This is a genomic window from Leisingera sp. JC1, assembly GCF_001679925.1.
Lineage (GTDB): Bacteria > Pseudomonadota > Alphaproteobacteria > Rhodobacterales > Rhodobacteraceae > Leisingera.
The window spans coordinates 1-4,796 of sequence record NZ_LYUZ01000159.1 but is presented as its reverse complement, the minus strand read 5'-3'; the positions used below and the strand labels follow the sequence as shown (position 1 = coordinate 4,796).

The following is a 4,796-nucleotide window of genomic DNA, read 5'->3' as shown; positions in this document are numbered from 1 at the left end:
GGCCCCGGCGGTGCCGGGCCGTCGGGCCGGGTCAGTTTTTGACCGGTACTAGCGGGAAGCTGGCTGCGGAGCGGCGCGGGCAAGAGGCTGGGCGCCGGCTGTGAAAGGAGTTTCACACCCCGTACTTAGCCTGTGCGGCAGGGCGGGGAAAGTGAATTCTGAGTATTTTAGTTTGATTTACAGTGCCCGGCGGAGAACCGCCGGGCACCGTGTGGTCAAAGGGGTTTTAGAACTTGAGAGTTGCCACAACCGAGATGTTGCGGCCCGGTTCGTTAAGGGTGGCAACTTCCGAGGAGATATACTCGGTGCCATAGGTGGCGCGGTCGGCGTATTGCTTGTCGAACACGTTGTCGATGGCCGCCCGGATGGTCAATCCGTTCAGCGACGGCGGGCTGTATTCGGCAAAGAGGTTCAGCACGCCATAACCCGGTTGTTTCTGGATGTAGCTCCCGTCAACATTGTTGTCGTTGGACAACGCCGCCTCGACGCTGCCGCCGACGAGCAGATTCATCGTGGCGATCTCCTGCTGAACTTCAAACGCCAGAACTTTGCCGATCGGGGTGCCTGAGTCGACGAGGTAGAAGCTTTCTGCTGCCTCGCCATTGAAGGAGACATCGCTCTTGTTCATGGTGAAACGGGCAAACCCGCTGTTCCAGCCGTAGGTGGCGGCGATGTTGAAGCCGTCGCTTTCGAAATCGTTGCCGGAGACAATACCGCTCCGGGACACGCTGCGGATGTCGTCTATTGACGTCTTGAACAATTCGCCGCCCAGGGTCCAGTTGCCGCGCTGCCAGTCGGCGCCGATCACGATGTTTTCGGCGCGCGACGAGCGGATGTCCGTGTAGTCCCAAGTCCGGTAGAACAGGAAGTTGTCTTCGAGGTCGTAGCCGCCGAACACATTGGAGTAGCCTGCCCGCAGCGACAGGGAGTCTGTCAGGTCATAGACCACCGACAGGTTGCCGCTTGCGCCGGAGGCTTCGTCGGTGAAGACGGTGCCGGATTGGGCGAAGTCCTGGCCGGTGAAGTCCTGCCAGTCGTAGCGCAGACCGCCCGAAACGCTGAGCCGGTCAGTGGGTTCCAGCCGGGCCTGGGCGAAGATGCCGAGGTTTTTGCTTTCCTCGCCGGTCTTGCCGTTGGTCCAGGTCGCATTCACCGAGCTTTCGCGGACCTGGTAGTCCACCCCGGCGGTGATCGTGTTGCTGTCCGACAGGTGGAAGTCGTTCTGCAGTGTCAGCGAGTAGGTTTTTGAGCTGGTGGATGTGGAGTCGCCCCACGGATCAGACGGGCGGTCGACATTGATCTCGGACAAGCCGAGGGTGGCCGAGGGATCCCAGAGACCGGTTTCATTGCCGCTTTCATAGCGCAGCGAGGCGATGCGGCGTTTGGTGTTATAGGCGGCAAAGTCAGTGCCGGCGCTGGGGCCGAAGTTGGGCCGGATGTTGCGGATCTCGTTGTCCTGCGTCTCCTGGAGGGACAGTTCGATCCGGTCGCCCTGGTCGCCTTCATAGGCAAATTTCAGCAGGCCTGCGGTCAGGTTGGCGGCGGAGCCGGAGATCTCGTTGCCGCCGCCATCCTCGTAGTTATCGCCAGTAGCGCGCTTGGCGTAGCCGAGGATTTCAAAACCGCCGCTGCGGCCCGCCAGGGTCAGCGATCCCTGGGCGGTGTTGCCGTTGCTGGAATAGGACAGGCGGGACTGGCCGCCGAAGGTTTCGCCGTCTTGCAGGATGTCCTCTGCGTCGATGGTTTCCATCACCACCCGGCCGGCCAGCGCGCGGGGACCCGCGTCGGCGGGGGCAACGCCGGGATCGACGCGCACCGATTTCATCAGGCCGGGGTCAAAGGCGTTGGCGCTGACGTGGTGGAAGGTGCGGTTGTTCTGGCTGATGCCGTCCACCTGCACCGCGAGGTTCAGCATGTCGACGCCGTTGACAAAGATCTTTTGCGCAATCGGAATGCCGCCGCCGACAGAGACCGAGGCGATCCCTGCAAACAGGTCTTTGAGATCACCCATTGCGGCGCGTTCGATTTCAGCGTCGGCCACATAGATCGAGGTGGCGCGGTCGGCGGCGTTGCCGGCGGGGTCGCGCTGTTTGACCACGATCGGGTCGAGCGACAGGATGTCGTCGTCCTCGGCCAGGGCGGCAGAGGCGGTGATGAGTGAAAGCGCGGTGCTGCAGAGCAGCCCGGACAAGCGGATGCTGGAAGTTCGTGCCATGATTAACCCGTGTTCTTGGAGCTGTTAGCTTGGGTTAATTCCTGGCTCGCCTTGTCAAAGGCTTGGGCCTCTTAGGGAGGGTTTGCGCCGGGCGCAAGGGGGTATTCTTGAGTAAATTTGTTTGTTATTAATTGTTGCAGTTTTGCCGCGCTGGGGGAGCGGCCGGAAACACATGCCCCGGCCGCGGAAGCACTACTTGGCCGCTGCGAAGGACATCAGCGCATAGGTGATCTGGGCGGTGGTGAACTCCGACACCCGGCTGTCCTCAGTCGGGGCCAGCTCCACCACGTCGCAGCCCGCGAGGTTGCGGCCCGCCAGCGCGGAGCGGACGATGTTGAGGGCCTGATAATATCCCAGGCCGCCGGGCACCGGCGTGCCGGTGGCGGGCAGGATGGCCGGGTCCAGACCGTCGACGTCAAAGGAGACATAGACGTCCTGCGGGAAATCTTCGGGCAGGGTGACGGAGTGGATGTTGCCGGTGACCAGTTCCTCTGCGTCGATGGAGATCACCTTGCAGGCGGCGCGGCGGTCGACCTCTTCCTGGCTCATGGCGCGGACGCCGTACTGGGCGATGCGGATGCCGTCTTCCTCGGCCAGCAGCTGCATCACCGAGGCGTGGGAGTGGCGTTCGTCCTGATAGGCCTTGCGCAGGTCGGCGTGGGCGTCGATCTGGACGATGCCGACGGGGCGGCCCAATGCGCGCGCCACACCGCGCACCGCGCCGTAGCTGAGCGCGTGCTCGCCGCCCAGCGTCACCGGCACCGCGCCTGCGGCCACCGCGGCCTCGGTGCGGGCGGCGATGCGCTCCATCACTTGGGGCAGGGGGCCGGTGCAGTCGACGGCGTCTTCGGTCACGATGCCCGCGGCGCAGGGTTCTGCGTCGCGGTAGAGGCGTTCCAGCTCGACGCTGGCCTCAAGAATGGCCTCCGGGCCGCCTTCGGTGCCGCCGCCGTAGGAGACGGTGCGCTCCAGCGGCACCGGGATCACCCGGAAGCGGGCGGTGGCGGGATCGCGTTCGGCGTCACTCAGTTCGCCTTCGAGGAAGTAGGTCATGACAGGCGGTCCTTGAAATCGTCATAGGAGGGGGTGCGCAGGAGTTTCAGCGCATCGGTATCGGAGTTCCACAGCGCAATCGCGGGCAGCGGAACGCCGTTGAAAGTGTTGGTCTTGACCATTGAGTAATGCGACTGGTCGAGGAAGGCGATGCGGTCGCCCGGCTGCGGCGGGGTGGCAAAGCCGTAGTCGCCGATCACATCGCCCGCCAGACACGACGGCCCGCCCAGCCGGTGCGGCTGGACATCGGACACTTCGCCCAGCAGGTCGGGGCGGTAGGGGGCCTCGATCACGTCGGGCATGTGGCAGGTGGCGGAGATATCGGTGATCGCCAGCGGCATGGCGTTTTCGGCCACGTCCAGGATCTCGCCCACCAGGATGCCGGAATGCAGCGCCACCGCCTCGCCCGGCTCGATGAAGACCTCGACATCGTAGGTTTCGCGGATATGGCGGATCAGGGCGATCAGCCCATCGCGGTCATAGTCCGGCATGGTGATATGGTGGCCGCCGCCGAGGTTGATCCATTTCAGCTGCTTGAGGCGGTGGCCCATTTTATCTTCCAGTGCGGCGAAGGTACGCTGCAAGGGTTCGAACAGCTGTTCGCACAGCGTGTGCATGTGCAGGCCCTCGACGCCGTTCCAATCCTGGTCCGTCAGCTGCGATACGGGCGTGCCGAGGCGGGAGCAGGGGGCGGTGGGGTCGTATTTTTCGTTCCAGCCTTCGGAATGCTCCGGGTTGACGCGCAGGCCGATGGAGATGCTCTCGCCACCCGCGCGGGCCTCTGCGATCAGCGGGGCAAAGCGGCGGTGCTGGGCCGGGGAGTTGAAGATCAGGTGATCCGACAGGCGGATGATTTCCGGCAGATCCTCGGCCTTGAAGCCCGCGGAATAGGTGGTGACCTCGCCGCCGAATTCCTCGCGCGCCAGCCGCGCCTCGTAAAGGCCGGAGGCGCAGGTGCCGGAGAGGTAGCGCCGCACCAGCGGGGCCACCGCAAACATCGAAAACGCCTTGAGCGCCAAAAGCACGTTGGCGCCGGAGGCGTCACCCACCTGTTTCAGGATCGTCAGGTTGCGTTCGACCGCGACCTCATCGACCACAAAACAGGGCGAGGGCACGCGGTGCAGGTCGAAGCGGGCAAAGCTGTCGGTGGAGAGCGCTTTGATGTCCATGGCGGGGTCTTTCGTTGCGGCGGGAACGGAAAGGGCCGGTTTCTGTAGGAAACCAGCCCGAAATGTCTGGCCGCGGGCAGTTTCCGTCCGCAGCCGGTGTCTTGGAGTGCTTAGAACTCCGGGTGGCCGTCCAGTTCGACGACCTGCCAGGGCAGGCCATCGGTGTTCAGCATGTCCATGAAGGCATCCGGGTCCAGCTGTTCGGTGTTCCACACGCCCGGCTCGCGCCAGGTGCCGTTCATCACCATCGCGGCGCCGATCATCGCCGGCACGCCGGTGGTGTAGGCCACCGCCTGGCTGCCGACCTCGGCATAACATTCCTCATGGTCGCAGATGTTGTAGATGTAATAGGTCTTCTC

Annotated in this window: 4 protein-coding genes; all 4 read right to left on the bottom strand. The window is 63.9% G+C overall.

The features are described from left to right. Window positions 1-226: 226 nt before the first annotated feature. Window positions 227-2,215 carry a TonB-dependent receptor plug domain-containing protein gene (locus A9D60_RS25125; RefSeq protein WP_065270117.1) on the bottom strand — a complete coding sequence of 663 codons (1,989 nt, stop codon included), beginning with the start codon at window positions 2,213-2,215 and terminating at the stop codon, window positions 227-229. Window positions 2,216-2,407: 192 nt separating this feature from the next. Beyond that, the gene (speB, locus tag A9D60_RS25120; protein WP_065270116.1) at window positions 2,408-3,268 is read right to left on the bottom strand and encodes an agmatinase; all 861 of its coding nucleotides are present in this window, start codon (window positions 3,266-3,268) and stop codon (window positions 2,408-2,410) included. After that, window positions 3,265-4,437 carry a carboxynorspermidine decarboxylase gene (gene nspC, locus A9D60_RS25115; RefSeq protein WP_065270115.1) on the bottom strand — a complete coding sequence of 391 codons (1,173 nt, stop codon included), beginning with the start codon at window positions 4,435-4,437 and terminating at the stop codon, window positions 3,265-3,267. Before nspC ends, speB begins: the two co-directional genes overlap by 4 nt. Window positions 4,438-4,547: 110 nt before the next feature. Further along, on the bottom strand, window positions 4,548-4,796 hold a 249-nt coding region (locus tag A9D60_RS25110), incomplete at its 5' end, for a saccharopine dehydrogenase family protein (protein WP_302621866.1).

Excerpts from the sequence above, each read along its gene's own strand:
- A9D60_RS25125 (WP_065270117.1), bottom strand. The coding sequence starts at position 2,215 with ATGGCACGAACTTCCAGCATCCGCTTGTCCGGGCTGCTCTGCAGCACC.
- speB (WP_065270116.1), bottom strand. The coding sequence starts at position 3,268 with ATGACCTACTTCCTCGAAGGCGAACTGAGTGACGCCGAACGCGATCCC.
- nspC (WP_065270115.1), bottom strand. The coding sequence starts at position 4,437 with ATGGACATCAAAGCGCTCTCCACCGACAGCTTTGCCCGCTTCGACCTG.